Raw genomic sequence first — 15310 nt, 5'->3', positions numbered from 1 at the left:
AAGCCCCGCCAATGCTTCATAATGCGATTTTGTGATATTCATATCACCACAAAGATTTTGCAGTTATAAAGCAACTCATTAACATGGCGCCTTGGGTCATCTCACCCGATAATTTCCATAATTTTGCGTAACCCACAAGGTTGCTTCGTGATTGAATTTATTGATGTCCACAAGTCTTTCAATGTGGACGGCCGGGCCATACCGGCGCTCAACGGCATCGATCTGAAAATTGAGGCTGGCGAGATTTTCGGCATTATTGGTCACTCCGGCGCGGGTAAATCCACGCTGGTGCGCTTGATCAACCTGCTGGAAAAACCCACTTCCGGGCGCGTACTGATTGATGGCGTGGAAATCACCGCCTCCGATTCAGCGCAGTTGCGCGAGCAGCGCCGCGGCATTGGCATGATCTTTCAGCATTTCAATCTGTTATCCAGCAAGACCGTGGCCGACAACGTGGCTTTTCCGCTCAAGCTGGCAGGCACGTATTCATCGGTACAGATCAAGGATCGCGTCGCGCAGTTGCTGGCCCGCGTGGGTCTGGCCGACCACGCCAACAAATATCCGGCGCAGTTGTCCGGCGGCCAGAAACAACGCGTCGGCATCGCCCGCGCTTTGGCGACCAACCCCAAAGTGCTGCTGTGTGATGAAGCCACCAGCGCGCTGGACCCGCAGACCACGCAATCGGTGCTGCAATTGCTGGCCGAGATCAACCGCGAATTCAATCTGACCATCGTGGTCATCACGCATGAAATGGATGTGATCCGCCGCATTGGTGACCGCGTGGCCGTGCTGGACGCCGGGCGCGTGGTGGAAGTGGGTAACGTGGCCGACGTGTTTTTGCATCCGCAACACGTCACCACCCAGCGTTTTGTACAAGAAGCGGAAAACGTCGACGAAGCCGAAGAAACCGATGCCTACGCTCACGTGCCGGGCCGCATTGTGCGGCTGACTTTTCGCGGCGAGCAGACTTATGAACCGGTGCTGGGCCAGGTGGCGCGCGAGACTGGCGTGGACTTCAGTATTTTGTCTGGCCGGATCGACCGTATCAAAGACACGCCTTATGGCCAGCTGATTCTGTCGATTACCGGTGGCCAACCAGAAATTGCCCTGCAGCGCTTTAGCGACGCTGGCCTGACCGTGGAGATTTTGCGCGGATGAACGATCTTTTTGCGAACGTGGACTGGTCCGATATCTGGCAAGCCACGCAAGATACTTTGTTGATGCTGGCGGGTTCGTCGCTGTTCACGCTGGTGCTGGGCCTGCCCTTGGGCGTGCTGCTGTTTCTGACCGGCCGCAAGCAATTACTGGAACAACCTGCGGTGTATGGCGTGTTGTCATTCGTGGTGAACGTGCTGCGCTCGGTGCCATTTGTGATTCTGCTGATCGTGATGATCCCGTTCACGGTATTGCTCACCGGCACGTCGCTGGGTGTGGCCGGGGCGATTCCGCCGCTGGTCGTCGGCGCTACACCGTTCTTTGCCCGACTGGTGGAAACCGCGTTGCGCGAAGTGGATCGCGGCATTATCGAAGCCACTCAGGCCATGGGCGCCACCACTCGCCAGATCATTACCGGCGCACTGTTGCCGGAAGCTCGCCCCGGCATTCTGGCGGGAGCTACCGTCACCGCCATTACTCTGGTGTCTTACACCGCCATGGCTGGCGTCATTGGCGGCGGCGGCTTGGGCGATCTAGCCATTCGTTACGGCTACCAGCGCTTTCAGACTGACGTGATGGTCGTCACCGTGCTGATCCTGATCGTGCTGGTGCAAATTCTGCAAATGATCGGCGACAAACTGGTGGTGCATTTTTCGCGCAAGTAAACCCGTGGGCTTTACGCTTTCCCCGCAGTTTTTCATTGACCGCAACCCAGGGGAAAGCACCATGAACAAAGCCGAAGTCATTCTCGCCGTCAGCGCCAGATCGGGCATTAACGCCGCCGATTGCGAAAAGGTGCTGGAAGCATTTGAAAAAATACTGGACGACGAGTTATCTGCGTCGCCCACCATCGGCAAGGTCACCGACCGGCTGTTTGGCCTGTTTGGCTACACCAGGACGCCTTGAGCACGCATGACTACCTGTTGAGTCAGACCTGACTGTTTCACTTACTGATGCGCCGCGGCGATCGTCGCGGGGCATCGAATCACTGTTTCTAACAAGGAAACCGCAACAATGAAAAAACTGCTGACTCTGCTGGCTGCCGCGCTGGCCTTCAATGCCCACGCCGCCGAAAAGATTTCGGTTGCCGCCACTGCCGTGCCACACGCTGAAATCCTCGAGTTCGTGAAGCCGATCCTGGCCAAAGAAGGCGTGGATCTGGATATCAAAGTATTCAGCGACTACGTGCAACCCAACGTGCAAGTGGCCGAAAAACGCCTGGATGCCAACTTCTTCCAGCACAAGCCGTATCTGGCCGAGTTCAACAAAGGCAAAGGCACCAACCTGGTCCCCGTGGTCGGCGTACACGTTGAGCCGTTTGGTGCGTATTCCAGCAAAATCAAGAAACTGGCTGATCTGAAAGACGGTGCCACCATCGCGATTCCGAACGACGCCACCAACGGCGGTCGCGCCTTGTTGCTGCTGGATAAAGAAGGCGTGATCAAGCTGAAAGATGCCAACAACATTCTGGCCACCCCGAAAGACATCGCACAGAATCCGAAGCACCTGAAGTTCAAGGAACTGGAAGCTGCTACGCTGCCACGCGTGCTGAACCAGGTTGATCTGGCCCTGATCAACACCAACTACGCGCTGCAAGCCAAGCTGAACCCGACCAAAGATGCACTGGCCATCGAAGGCGCGCAATCGCCATACGTGAACGTACTGGTTGCTCGCCCCGACAACAAAGACAGCGACGCCATGAAAAAACTGGCCGCCGCTCTGACCAGCCCGGAAACGAAGAAATTCATCCAGGACAAGTATCAAGGCGCGGTTGTTCCGGCGTTCTGATTTGCCTGTTTGAAAGTACCTGATGAAAAAACCCGGCCAGAATGGTCGGGTTTTTTGTTGGCAGCGCGGTCCGCTCACTATTACGCGGGAATCTCACCAAAGCGGTAGATATCCATCCCCAATACACCTTCAGTCACCGCCGTGTATTCACGCACCGCAGTTTCGCCATCAGCCGCGCCCATCGCCACGTACAACGGCAAGATGTGATCTTGCGACGGATGTGCGCGCACGCCACCCGGAGATTGCTGGCGATAGTCGAGCAGTGCCGTGACATCTTTGGCGACGATATGTTGATGCATCCAGTCCATAAATGCGGGCACATAAGCCGGAATCTGCGGGCCTTCGCTCACGCCGGGAATGATGTCGCGCAGATTATGGGTGATGCTGCCGGAGCCAATAATCAGAATGCCCTCGTCACGCAGCTTGTTCAACGCGCGGCCCACGGCGTAATGCCAGTCGGTGTCGCGGCGTAAATCCAGCGCCATCTGCACCACCGGAATATCGCCTTGCGGGTACATCGATTTCAGCGGCACCCACGCGCCATGATCCAGCCCGCGTTGCGGGTCCAGCATAACCTGCAGACCCAGCGCGCCAAATTCATCGGCAATTTCTTTGGCCAGTTCAGGTACGCCAGGCACCGGATATTGCTGGTCATACAGCGGCGCCGGAAAACCGTAAAAGTCATGGATGGTATCCAGTTCTGCGGCAGTGGTAACGCCGCTGTTTTCGTGATGCCAATGGGCTGAAACCATCAAAATGGCACGAGGCCGCGGCAGGCTGGCCGCCACTCGTGCCCAGGCCTCACCCGTTTTTCCGGCATCCAGCGCCAGCATGGGCGAGCCGTGCGAGACAAACAGAGTTGGCAAACGGGTCATGGTGTACTCCTGAATAGGTATGGGTAATCACTGACCGTCAGTTTGCAACTTGAGCCCGCCGACATAAAGATCGCCAGCAAGGATGATTTATTGCTGCAGTAGGGACAATCTCGCCACACCCGATGCCACCGGGCCGGAAACAAATGGCCGTGAGGTGCGCGCTGTTCTTATAATGCAGATCGACTCATTACGACATTTACTCCCATACCATGCAGGATGCACCTCACGCCGAAGATGATTATTTCCAGGAACATTTTCCGGGAAACACCATCCAGGACTCGCGTAAAGACACACGTTATCTGGTGAACTGGCGGGTGGCCATTGTGTATCCGGATAGTGAAGAGCGGCTGTCATTTCGCGGACGCGCTTTTGATATTTCGTCCAACGGCCTGAGCCTGCATTCAGATTTCAGCCTGCCGACGTCGGATCGCGTCACGGTATTGATCAGCATTCCCGCCACCAACGCAGGCCAACGCCCCAAAATCGTCGAAGTCAAAAGCCGCGTGGTGTACACCGTGCTTTCCGGTGAATTCAACGTGTTTCGCACCGGCGTGCAATTTGTTGAATTCAAGCGCGACGGCAAAGCCCTTCTGAGGCAAACCCTGGCGGCACGTGTGCCCGCGCCCTTTGCGGTGCGCCCCGACTGAGCTGTTGTTAAGCGGTAGCCATTTGACCCGCAAACGCCGTACCGCACGCTTGCCAGTCCGGGCGGCGGCCCGTTCAACTCACATCTATGCGACAATCGCCGGGATATTTTCTGGCGATTCCCACCATGCATAACCAGCTGGCAACCCGAGGTCGTTTCATCACCGTAGAAGGCGTGGATGGCGCGGGAAAAAGCACTCAACTGAACTGGATCGACCGCTGGCTCACCAGCGAGCGCATCGCCCACGTGGTGACCCGTGAACCTGGCGGCACGCCGCTGGGTGAAAAATTGCGGGCGTTGTTGCTAAACGAACCCATGCACCTGGAAACCGAGGCGCTGCTGATGTTTGCCTCTCGCCGCGAACATATCGCCGGGGTTATTGAACCGGCACTGGCGCGAGGCGAATGGGTGTTGTGTGACCGTTTCAGCGATGCCACTTACGCTTATCAAGGTGGCGGTCGCGGCCTGGCACGGGACAAATTCGAAGCGCTGGAACAGTGGGTGCAAGGTGGCCCGGCACAGATGTTGCAGCCAGATCTGACCCTGCTGTTTGATGTTCCGCCCGAAGTCAGCCAGGCGCGTATCGCCCAAAGCCGTGAACTCGATCGCTTTGAGCGCGAGGCAGCCCAGTTTCATGAGCGTGTCCGCGCGGCCTATCTGGAACGCGCCAAGGCGGCACCGCAACGCTTCAAGGTGATTAACGCTGCCCGCCCGATCGAAACCATTCAGGCCGATTTGCAGAAGTTTCTGAGCGGCTGGTCGCACGAGCACCTGGCATGACGCAATACGAGCTTTACCCTTGGCAGACGGCCCAATGGCAGCAGTTCATGCATGATCCGGCACGACTGCCGCATGCATTGTTGTTGACTGGCGAACCAGGTATCGGCAAACGCCGCTTTGCCGAACGCCTTGCCGCCTGGTATCTGTGCGAGAACAAAGATCGTGCGCTGGCGCCTTGTGGTGTGTGCGAGGGTTGTCGCTGGCAAGCCGCGGGCAATCACCCGGACTTTCGCATTCTGGCTCCGGCTGATCCGGTGGATGAAGAACTGGAAGACACCAAAGCCAAGCGCAAGCAGCCGATTATTGGCGTGGATGAAATCCGCGAGCTGGCCGACTTCGTCAATCTCTCGGCCCACCGCAATGGCGCGCGGGTTACGCTGGTTTATCCGGCAGAAGCCATGAATACCGCCGCGGCCAACGCCTTTCTAAAAACGCTGGAAGAGCCTCCCGCAGGCGCCCAGTTCATTCTGGTGGCACATCAGGCCCGGCGCTTGTTGCCCACCATCCGCAGTCGTTGTCGTGTGTTGCCGCTCACCACGCCGGATCGCGCCTCAGCAACAGTCTGGCTGAATGAACAAGGCGTGGCCGATGCCGAGTTGCATCTGGCCCACACTGGCGGTTCACCGCTGGCCGCGCTGGAAGAAGCTGACGCCGAATGGCAGCCTTTGTGCACCAGCGTGCTTAACCAGATCAGCGCGCCGGGGTCGCTTAATGTGCTGGGGCTGGCCGCCGAGATCGAAAAAGCCAAGGTTGAGCCGGCGAAAGTGATCGAATGGCTGCAGAAATGGACCCACGATCTGATTGCTTTAGGCATGTCCGGGCGGATTCGCTATTATCCAGATCGAGAGCCTGCGCTTACAAAGTTAGCACCGCGCGCGCCGCGTATGCTCAAATACGTGGACCGGTTGCAGCAGGCTCAACGGCTGGCGCATCACCCACTGAACGCCCGATTGGTATTTGAATCGCTGTTGTTCGATTATCTGGCTGCATTACGCGGCAAGCTGACAGGATAAACCGACATGAATGAACCCGTCCGCACCGGGACAACCCGCCCTGGTGTGCTCTCGCTGAACATCAAGGAAAAAGCGGCACTGTATGCGTCGTATATGCCTTTTGTGAAAGGTGGCGGCATTTTCATTCCCACCAACAAGCCTTACCGGCTGGGTGACGAAGTGTTTATGTTGTTGTCGTTGCTGGACGATCCGGCCAAGATTGCCGTGTCTGGCCACGTAATCTGGCTGACCCCGACCGGCGCGCACAACAATCACCAGCAAGGCATAGGCGTGCGTTTTTCCGGTAACGAAGCCGGCACGCAAGCACGTAACAAGATCGAGGCGTTGCTGGGCGGCTATCTGCAATCGGCCCGCACCACGCACACGATGTAAGCACCTCAGCGGCACACCGTGCCCCTGACAGCAAGCTGTTGATTTACAATGAACAGGCCGCCACTACGCGGCCTGTTTGTTTTCCCGATTTCTGCTTTCCGGATTAGCCCTGTATGTTTGTCGACTCGCATTGCCATCTCAATTTCCCCGACCTGGTCAGCAACCTGGATCAGCATCTGGCCACCATGGCGGACAACAAAGTCACGCACGCACTGGTCGTGGCCGTGAACTTGCCCGATCTGCCCAGCGTGCTGAGTCTGGCGCAGTCGCAACCCAACCTGTTTGCTTCGGTAGGCGTGCATCCGGATTACGAAGACACCATTGAGCCGACAGTTGAACAACTGGTGGAACTGGCACGGCAGCCCAAAGTGGTCGCTATCGGAGAAACCGGGCTGGATTACTTTCGGCTGGAAGGTGATCTGGAATGGCAACGCGAGCGCTTTCGCACCCACATCCGCGCATCACGGGCAACGGGTTTGCCGCTGATCATCCATACCCGCTCGGCGGCAGAAGACACCATTCGCATCATGAAAGAAGAGGGCGCCGATGAGTTCGGCGGCGTGATGCATTGCTTTACCGAATCCTGGGATGTGGCCAAAGCGGCGATTGACCTCAATTTTTATATCTCGTTCTCCGGCATCGTCACCTTCAAAAAGGCCGAGGAACTGAAAGAAGTGGCCAAGCTGGTGCCGCTGGATCGCATGCTGATCGAGACCGACTCGCCCTATCTGGCGCCAGTACCGTTTCGCGGCAAGATGAATCAGCCGGGCTGGGTGCGTCACGTGGCGGAACATATCGCCGAATTGCGTGGCGAAACGCTGGCCACCATCGCCAACGCCACCACCGCCAACTTCTTCAAACTGTTTGCCCAGGCGAGGGCAGTGCAATGAGCGCGGTGGTTGAAGCGACCTTGCTGGGCGTTGGCTCCAGTGGCGGCTCACCGGCGCTCGGCTGCCAATGCGCCACCTGCACTTCAACCGACCCCAAAAATCGCCGCACCCGCGCCAGCGCCATAATCAAGGCCGGTGGCCTGACGTTTTTGATTGATACCGGTCCGGATTTACGCCAGCAAGTCCTGCGCGAAGGCCTGCTGCATATCGACGCCGTGCTCTATACGCACCCGCATGCCGACCACCTGCATGGCATTGATGACTTGCGTGCCTTTTGCTGGCTCAATCGTGCGGCAATTCCGGTCTATGGCAATACCTTGATGGCCGAGCACATCAAAAGCCGCTTCAGCTATACGTTGCTGGCACCGGGCGAGTACTGGGACAAACCGGTACTGACGCTGACCGAAATTGACGACCAGCCGTTCAAGATCAAGGACGTCACCATTACGCCGATCCCGCTAATGCATGGCAAGTGGCCGATTCTGGGCTATCGCATCGGCAACGTGGCGTATCTGACCGATGTATCGCTTATTCCCGAAGAGAGTTACGAGCGACTGGCAAATCTGGACGTGCTGTTCCTGGATTGTCTGCGCCCTATTCCACATCCGACTCATTTCGGTGTAGATCAGGCACTGGAAGCGGCGCAACGCATCAAAGCGCGCCGCACGGTACTGATCCACATGACCCACGAACTGGAATTTCATGCATTGTCCGCTCGCCTGCCTGACGGCATTGAAGTGGGTTACGATGGATTGCACGTGATTGCGGAGCGCTGACATGACACAAGACCTGAACGTCCTTGGTTTACCGCTGGTGGCTTGCAGCCTTGATCCGCTCACCGGCTTCACCCGCAATGGGTGTTGTGGCGAGCATGAAGACGACGCCGGCAAGCACACGGTCTGCGTGCAAATGACGGCCGAGTTTCTGGCGTTTTCCAAAGCACAGGGTAACGACCTTTCCACGCCACGGCCGGAATGGGGTTTTGATGGCCTCAAACCCGGCGACCGCTGGTGCCTGTGCGAGGCCCGCTGGACAGAGGCACTCACCGCAGGCAAGGCACCCAAGGTCATCATGGCCGCCACGCATGAATCTATCCTCGAACATGTTTCGCTGGAAACATTGGTCAATTTCTCGCTGGATTACTCGCGCCACTGAATCTGGTTGGCACGCCCTGGCAAACAATAATTGCCGATATCAAGCAAACCTGGCCAATTCAGGCCTTACCACGCGAGGCGTTGCACTCGCATAATGAATGCCCAGACAAATTGAGACGGACTCAGGGGCATTCATGGTATCGGGCAACATTCTGACTTTAGCTGGCTGGCGCCGCGGCACCGTTCATAGCGCGGCAGGCCGCGTCAGCGCCATTGACGCCATCTCGGCTGATCCGGCCAACAACACCGACGGTTACGTCCTGCCCGGCTTTATCGACTTGCATGTACATGGTGCCAATGGCGCCAACATCATGGATGGCGCCGAAGCCGCTGCCGTTATTTCGCGCATGCACGCCAGCCACGGCACCACCGCCCTGCTGGCCACGACGGTAAATGCACCGCACGAGCGTTTGTTTGCGCTGCTGCAAGCGCTGGCAGACCCCATCGCCCATCGTCCTGCTGGCGGCGCGCGGTTTCTGGGCGTACATCTGGAAGGCCCGTACGTGAATCCTGGCCGCCTGGGTGGGCTGCCTGACCACGCCCGCACCGCCGTCATGGCCGAGCTGGAACAATATCTGGCCACGGTGCCGGTCAAGATCATTACCCTCTCGCCGGAGATTGCCGGGCACGGCGAGATCATCCAGATTCTGGCGGCGCGTGGCGTGCGCGTGCAGATCGGCCACTCGCTAGGCACGTACGAAGAAGGCGTGGCCGCGCTGGAACATGGTGCCAGTGGCTTTACCCATCTTTACAACGCCATGTCGCCGCTCGGCCACCGCGCACCCGGCATGGTCGGCGCAGCGCTGGCACATGCCGAATATAGCGAACTGATTCCGGATCTGATCCACGTGCATCCGGGTGCCATGAATGTCGCCCTGCGCGCCATTCCCAAGCTCTATTGCGTGACGGATGCGTCGGTCGCCACCGGCTTGCCCGACGGCGAATACACCAAGGACGAAGGCCGCACCATCACCAAGTGCATGGGCGGTGTGCGTCTGCCCGATGGCACGCTGGCTGGCAGTGTGCTGACCATGGATCAAGCCTTGCGCAACCTGGTCTCTCTTGGCCTGACGCTGGAAGACGCATCCAGCCGCCTCTCGCGCAATCCGGCGGATTATCTGGGGCTGGCAGATCGCGGTCGCATTGGCGTGGGCGCATGGGCCGACTGGGTAGTACTGGATCGGGACTTGAATGTCACTGCGGTTTATGTCGAAGGCGAACAGGTACACGCGGTTGGTTGAGGCCATCAGCATCTCGCTGACACAAAAAAAGCCCACGTCAGCGTGGGCTTTTTTGCGGTGACAGCAACACTGCCGGTCATTCGAAATGATACGCGTAGCGCATCAGCAAAAAGTCGATACCCGGATTGGGCCTGTCCAGACCACCGTTGGAGAAGTGATGGAAGTTAATCCCCACTTCCTGGCGACCGGCATCGAAACCGCAACCAGCGCCAATACGATCACTGAATTGGGCATGCGAAGTCAGGTCATGGTCATCCGTTACTTTGTGCTCGCTCAGGTACGCAACACCGACGCCGAGCTCAACAAACGGTTTGCACCAGTTGGCGCCCACGTTGAACTGGTAGCGAAACATCGGCACCACATCGACATCGAATGCGGTGGTGTCTTGCGGCTTGAATGCGCCCATGGCGAACTCCCAGTACCCGGTAAGGTAACCGGTGGACGTTTCAAACCAGCGGGTGTCCCAGTCTTTGGTCACGGATAAACGCAAGACGTCGGGCGTGTTTTCTCCGTGGGGGCGAGTGGATTCTCCGAGCGCAGCCGAGAATGAATCAATCGGTGCCGCCTGGGCACCACATACGGCCGAAGCCAGTGCAAGGGTGAGTAGTATCTTTTTCATGGCGCGGTAATGTTACTCTCGTTGTAATTGTGGCTACTTGAAAAACAGCTTCCAGCACTCCAGACAATCTGCGCCGCATACATTATCACCGCGCTATGCCGCCCGCCTGTAGGTGATCTACTGATCCCGTTCGCGATATGGTTTTATATTGATGCGAAGGTATAACGCGCCTGGACCAGAAAAGTTGTACCTGGAAGAGAGCAATATCTGGCGGCGTTTGCCTTACAATCAAGCATCCCGGCCCGCGCCGTTTTTTGCCCCCTGCCGCTTCACAAGAGCGGCAAATATGGAGCCCGTATGCAGTCCAGTGATTTCGTGCAATGGTTTCGCCAAGCCGCCCCTTATATTCACGCCTTTCGTGGTCGCACTTTTGTGATCGCTTTGGGTGGCGAAGTGGTGCGCGATGGCCGCTTTTTTACGCTGACCCACGATATCAACCTACTGACGAGTCTGGGGGTGCGACTGGTGGTGGTGCATGGTGCCCGCCCACAAATTGAAACCCGGCTGACCGAACGCGGGCTGAGCGTGCATTACCACAAGGGTGTGCGCGTAACCGACGCCGAAACGCTCGAATGCGTGATTCAGGCAGTCGGTCAGGTGCGGGTGGAAATCGAATCGCTGCTGTCGATGGGTCTGGCCAATTCGCCCATGGCCAACGCACATATCCGCGTTTCCGCAGGTAATTTCGTTACCGCGCAACCGATGGGCGTGCGCGACGGGCTGGATCTGATGTACACCGGCGAAGTGCGCAAAGTGGATACCACCGCCGTGAATTACCGGCTGGATGACGGCGAAATGGTGCTGTTGTCCACCTTGGGCTATTCGCCGACCGGCGAGATTTTCAACCTGACACTGGAAGACGTCGCCACCAGCGCCGCGATTGCCCTGCGCGCTCACAAACTGCTGTTCCTGTTTGGTCAGGAAGGCGTGGTCGATGCCAGCGGTGAACTGCAAACCGAAATGACTGCACTGGAAGCCGAGCAGTTTCTGGCGGCCAACCCCAACGTCAACGAAGACGTACGGCTGTATCTGCCCTGCGCGATCAAAGCGGTGCGCCGTGGCGTGGCGCGGGCGCATCTGGTTAGCCACAACGTCGACGGCGCCATGCTGATGGAGTTGTTCAGCCACGAAGGCGTCGGCACCATGGTCTCACGCGAAACGCTGGAGACCATGCGCCACGCAGTCATTGATGATGTTGGCGGTATGTTGCAGCTGATTGAACCACTGGAAGATCAAGGCGTGCTGGTTAAACGCGGCCGCGAATTGCTGGAGCGCGAAATCAACCGGTATTCGGTGCTGGAACACGATGGCAAGATCATCGGCTGCGTGGCAGTGCACCCGTTTGCTGATAGCCAGATGGCCGAAATGGCCTGCCTGGTTGTTCACCCCGATTACCGTGATGAAGACCGTGGCGCCGTGTTGTTGCGTCATGTGGAACAGCAAGCGCGCAGCCAGGGCATGACCGCACTGTTTGCGCTGACCACGCGGACTTCACATTGGTTTGTCGAGCGCGGCTTCGCCCAAGCCACTGTCGACGAATTGCCGATGGAGAAAAAGAGCCTGTACAACTATCAGCGCCGCTCCAAAGTGTTTATCAAACAGCTGCGTTAAGGTCCCGAAGTTCATCGACCACCCCGCGCAATCACTGTATCGGCCAGGTTGCGCCGGTGTTGTACCTCCTGCAAAGCCTATGCAAGCGGTATATTGAACGGCCGCTTTGTTGTAAAGCTTTGGGCAGTAAAGGATTCATCATGCGCTTTGATCTCTGGCTGGCATTTATCGCCACCACCCTGCTTATTTCCGCCACGCCTGGCCCGAACATGTTGCTAATGCTGTCTCACGGCACGCGTTACGGCTGGAAGGCCACCACCTCTACGATGGCAGGCGCCTTTACCGGGCTTGGCATTCTGTTCACTGCATCGGCGTTTGGACTGGCGGCGATTCTGGCGGCATCGGCCACTTTGTTTTTCGTCCTGAAACTGGTCGGCGCGGCGTATCTGGTTTATCTGGGTTGGCAAAGCTGGAAGGCCGGTTCGGAACTGGCCTTGCCCAAAGCCAATAGCGATACGGCGAGCTCACGTTACCGGCTGGGGCTGACTGTTGCGTTATCCAACCCCAAGGCCATCCTGTTTGCCGGTGCCTTCTTGCCGCAGTTTGTAGACCCGCATCTTCCGCAACAGCAGCAATGGATTGTCCTGCTGGCCACTTTCTTTGTGATCGAATCCAGCTGGCAAGTGGCCTACGCCGCTGGCGGCGCCAAACTGGCGGCATGGTTGGCCAGCCCTTCGCGAGTGAAGATGTTCAATCGCGGCTGCGGCGGGGCATTCTTTGCGGTCGGTGGTTTGCTGGCGTTTGCCCGGCGTTAAGCGTCTTGCACGCAAAAAAAGGAGCCAGTTGGCTCCTTTTTTTGTTCCAGGGTCGTAGCCCACGCCTCACAAATCGATTTCCATATTGTCGATCAGACGCGTTTTGCCGATGCGTGCGGCGATCAGCAGCACGATATGGTGGTCGGTATGCGTGGCCGGTTTGAGGGTCAGCGCATTGCGCGCCTCAACATAATCAATCTGCCCCCAACCGCGCGCCGTGAGGTCGGCGATGGTTTCGTTGGCCAGTTTTTCGTAATCACGTTCACCCGCCTCAATGGCGGTTTTCATGCGTGACAGGTGATGAAAAATACGCGGTGCTTCGGCCAGTTCTTCCGGCGTGAGATAACCATTGCGCGATGACAGCGCCAGACCATTGGCTGCGCGGCCAGTATCGACCGGGATAATCTGCACCGGCTGGTTCAACTCCTCAACCATGCTCTGGATGATGAACAGTTGCTGGTAGTCTTTCTTGCCAAAGCACGCCACCGTGGGCTGCACGATATTGAACAACTTGGTCACCACCGTGGCCACGCCGCCAAAATGTCCGGGGCGGAACGCGCCACAGAGTTCATCCTGGATCGCCGGGGGATCGACTTTGTAATGCTGCACCACGTGCGGATAAAGTTCTTTTTCATCCGGCGCGAACACCACAGCATTGCTGGCCACCGCGCCGATCAAATCAGCATCGGCCTGCAGGGTGCGTGGGTAACGGTCGAAATCTTCGCCCTGACCAAATTGCAGCCGGTTCACAAAAATGCTTACCACCACATGATCGGCGTGTTTTTGTGCTTCGCGAATCAGTGCCATGTGCCCCTGATGCAGGTTGCCCATGGTGGGGACAAAAGCCACCTTGCCAGCGTTGGCGCGCCATGCGCGCAGTTCAGCGATGCTATGGATGATTTTCATATCGGACCTGAATGTCTGATTATTTGATAGTTTGATGTGAATTGCGCAGAGTCGTTCTGGTAATGCTTGCTACCAATAAATCTTTACTGCGCCGCGCCCAGATCGCCGCGAGTCACGGCCTCATGCAACTGCTGTTCGATCTGCACCCAGATCGACGGGAACACGCCAGATACCTTGGGTCGATTCATGCCCACGACCTGATCAATGCGGATGCCGTTTTCGCGCCAGCTCTGGCCGCCACTATTCAGGTTTTGCAGCATGGGCATCATGCGATCAATCGCGCGGGCATAACGCGCTTCGGGCGAATCACCGGTGGTGAATTCGCGCCACAGGCTAAACAGCCATTCGCCAGTTTCAGCAGGCAACAAGCCAAAAATGCGTTCGGCCCCGGCCATTTCTTTGGCTTCGGCTGCAGCCCGACCGGCTGCGTCATACACGTTTACGTCGCCAGCATCGATCTCGGGAATATCGTGTACCAGCAACAACTGGGTAACGCGGGAGATATCGACAGCCTCGGCGGCAAACGGCACCACCGACATGGCCAGCAGGCAAATCTGCCAGCTGTGTTCAGCGGTGTTTTCGTAACGAGTCTGCCCGAGTGGACGATTCTTGCGCAGCACGCCTTTGAGCTTTTCCAGCTCCAGCATGAATGAGGTAACTGCAGCGAAATCGGTACTGAGCGGCGCGGTCATCAGAACGAATGCTCGTCTGCCGGGAAGGTCGAACCCTTCACCGCTTTCACATAGTTCTCGACCGCGCCCTGAATGCTGCTAGCACCGGTCATGAAGTTCTTCACGAAGCGCGCTTTCTTGCCCGGATACACACCGAGCATGTCATGCAATACCAGCACCTGGCCATCGCAATCCACGCCCGCACCAATGCCGATATTGGGAATGCTGAGCGACTCGGTCACGGCTTTGGCCACGGCGGCGGGTACCATTTCCATCAGGATCAAACTGGCACCCGCGGCTTGCAGCGCCAAGGCGTCGCGCTTGAGCGTTTCGGCTTCAAACTCGGTTTTGCCCTGCACCTTGTAACCGCCGTACAGATTGACGGACTGTGGCTGCAGGCCAATGTGCATACAGACCGGGATACCACGATTCACCAGGAAATCTACGGTTTCGGTCATCACCATGCCGCCTTCGAGCTTGACCATTTCGGCACCGGCCTGCATCAACCGCACTGCGCTATCAAACGCTTGCTGCGGGCTGCCCTGGTAGCTGCCAAACGGCAGGTCGGCCAGCACCAGTGCATCTTTGGTGCCTTTGGCAACGCAGGCGGTGTGATAGATCATGTGATCCAGCGTCACCGGCAAGGTTGAAGTCTGCCCTTGCACCACATTGCCCAGCGAATCACCAATCAACAGGATATCCACGCCGGATTCATCCAGCAGCGTGGCAAAACTGGCGTCGTAACAGGTCAGCATGGCGATCTTCTGGCCATCCTGCTTCATTTTGTTCAGCGTGTTGATGGTGACTTTCATGGTGGTAAATCCTGTCAGTACG

The 15310-nt window shown here is 57.6% G+C and carries 19 protein-coding genes; 14 read left to right on the top strand and 5 right to left on the bottom strand.

The genetic code is table 11. The features are described from left to right. The first annotated feature begins 147 nt into the window (after positions 1–147). The 4 genes from N7220_RS14105 (at position 148) to N7220_RS14090 (ending at position 2943) form a co-directional block, all read left to right on the top strand. The gene (locus N7220_RS14105; protein WP_283148166.1) at positions 148–1158 is read left to right on the top strand and encodes a methionine ABC transporter ATP-binding protein; all 1011 of its coding nucleotides are present in this window, start codon (positions 148–150) and stop codon (positions 1156–1158) included. Then, complete coding sequence (locus tag N7220_RS14100; protein ID WP_283148165.1) at positions 1155–1820, top strand: methionine ABC transporter permease; 666 nt, start codon at positions 1155–1157, stop codon at positions 1818–1820. The genes N7220_RS14105 and N7220_RS14100 overlap by 4 nt, the downstream gene beginning before the upstream one ends. Positions 1821–1881: 61 nt before the next feature. Beyond that, the gene (locus N7220_RS14095; protein WP_283148164.1) at positions 1882–2061 is read left to right on the top strand and encodes an HU family DNA-binding protein; all 180 of its coding nucleotides are present in this window, start codon (positions 1882–1884) and stop codon (positions 2059–2061) included. Positions 2062–2169: 108 nt separating this feature from the next. Then, positions 2170–2943, top strand: a complete 774-nt coding sequence (locus N7220_RS14090; RefSeq protein ID WP_283148163.1) for a MetQ/NlpA family ABC transporter substrate-binding protein — start codon at positions 2170–2172, stop codon at positions 2941–2943. 80 nt (positions 2944–3023) lie between these two features. Here N7220_RS14090 and N7220_RS14085 read toward each other — a convergent pair whose 3' ends face one another. Then, positions 3024–3818, bottom strand: coding sequence for a DODA-type extradiol aromatic ring-opening family dioxygenase (locus tag N7220_RS14085; RefSeq protein WP_283148162.1), 795 nt, complete (start codon positions 3816–3818; stop codon positions 3024–3026). Between the two features lie 209 nt (positions 3819–4027). Here N7220_RS14085 and N7220_RS14080 point away from each other — a divergent pair, with 209 nt between their 5' ends. From N7220_RS14080 to nagA, 8 genes are all read left to right on the top strand, one after another. After that, on the top strand, positions 4028–4465 hold the full coding sequence (locus N7220_RS14080) for a PilZ domain-containing protein (RefSeq protein ID WP_283148161.1): 438 nt from the start codon (positions 4028–4030) through the stop codon (positions 4463–4465). A 125-nt stretch (positions 4466–4590) separates the two neighbouring features. Further along, entirely contained in the window at positions 4591–5244 is a 654-nt protein-coding gene (gene tmk / locus N7220_RS14075; protein WP_283148160.1) for a dTMP kinase, read from the top strand. Then, complete coding sequence (holB, locus tag N7220_RS14070) at positions 5241–6257, top strand: DNA polymerase III subunit delta' (protein ID WP_283148159.1); 1017 nt, start codon at positions 5241–5243, stop codon at positions 6255–6257. The genes tmk and holB overlap by 4 nt, the downstream gene beginning before the upstream one ends. Before the next feature lie 6 nt (positions 6258–6263). Continuing rightward, a complete protein-coding gene (locus tag N7220_RS14065) occupies positions 6264–6629 on the top strand; it encodes a PilZ domain-containing protein (protein WP_283148158.1) in 366 nt (121 codons plus the stop codon). Positions 6630–6742: 113 nt separating this feature from the next. Beyond that, positions 6743–7519, top strand: a complete 777-nt coding sequence (locus tag N7220_RS14060; RefSeq protein ID WP_283148157.1) for a TatD family hydrolase — start codon at positions 6743–6745, stop codon at positions 7517–7519. After that, positions 7516–8295 (top strand): MBL fold metallo-hydrolase, encoded by a 780-nt coding sequence (locus tag N7220_RS14055; protein ID WP_283148156.1) that lies wholly within the window; start codon positions 7516–7518, stop codon positions 8293–8295. Before N7220_RS14060 ends, N7220_RS14055 begins: the two co-directional genes overlap by 4 nt. Before the next feature lies 1 nt (position 8296). Next, complete coding sequence (locus tag N7220_RS14050; RefSeq protein ID WP_283148155.1) at positions 8297–8674, top strand: DUF2237 family protein; 378 nt, start codon at positions 8297–8299, stop codon at positions 8672–8674. A gap of 133 nt (positions 8675–8807) precedes the next feature. Beyond that, positions 8808–9914: an N-acetylglucosamine-6-phosphate deacetylase gene (nagA, locus tag N7220_RS14045; RefSeq protein ID WP_283148154.1), complete on the top strand. Its 1107-nt coding sequence runs from the start codon at positions 8808–8810 to the stop codon at positions 9912–9914. A 76-nt stretch (positions 9915–9990) separates the two neighbouring features. Here nagA and N7220_RS14040 read toward each other — a convergent pair whose 3' ends face one another. Then, positions 9991–10533 (bottom strand): acyloxyacyl hydrolase, encoded by a 543-nt coding sequence (locus tag N7220_RS14040; RefSeq protein ID WP_283148153.1) that lies wholly within the window; start codon positions 10531–10533, stop codon positions 9991–9993. A gap of 297 nt (positions 10534–10830) precedes the next feature. Between N7220_RS14040 and argA the strand changes: the two genes are divergently transcribed. Continuing rightward, positions 10831–12144, top strand: a complete 1314-nt coding sequence (gene argA, locus N7220_RS14035; RefSeq protein WP_283148152.1) for an amino-acid N-acetyltransferase — start codon at positions 10831–10833, stop codon at positions 12142–12144. A gap of 140 nt (positions 12145–12284) precedes the next feature. Then, positions 12285–12899, top strand: a complete 615-nt coding sequence (locus N7220_RS14030) for a LysE family translocator (RefSeq protein WP_283148151.1) — start codon at positions 12285–12287, stop codon at positions 12897–12899. Between the two features lie 66 nt (positions 12900–12965). On the opposite strand, the gene panC is transcribed toward N7220_RS14030, so the two are convergent. The 3 genes from panC to panB form a co-directional block, all read right to left on the bottom strand. Then, positions 12966–13805: a pantoate--beta-alanine ligase gene (gene panC, locus N7220_RS14025; protein ID WP_283148150.1), complete on the bottom strand. Its 840-nt coding sequence runs from the start codon at positions 13803–13805 to the stop codon at positions 12966–12968. An 83-nt stretch (positions 13806–13888) separates the two neighbouring features. Next, a complete protein-coding gene (locus N7220_RS14020) occupies positions 13889–14497 on the bottom strand; it encodes an HD domain-containing protein (RefSeq protein ID WP_283148149.1) in 609 nt (202 codons plus the stop codon). After that, the gene (gene panB, locus N7220_RS14015; protein ID WP_283148148.1) at positions 14497–15288 is read right to left on the bottom strand and encodes a 3-methyl-2-oxobutanoate hydroxymethyltransferase; all 792 of its coding nucleotides are present in this window, start codon (positions 15286–15288) and stop codon (positions 14497–14499) included. Before panB ends, N7220_RS14020 begins: the two co-directional genes overlap by 1 nt. Positions 15289–15310 lie beyond the last annotated feature (22 nt).

This window comes from Silvimonas soli, assembly GCF_030035605.1.
Lineage (GTDB): Bacteria > Pseudomonadota > Gammaproteobacteria > Burkholderiales > Chitinibacteraceae > Silvimonas > Silvimonas soli.
This window is presented reverse-complemented; position numbering and strand designations above follow the sequence as displayed.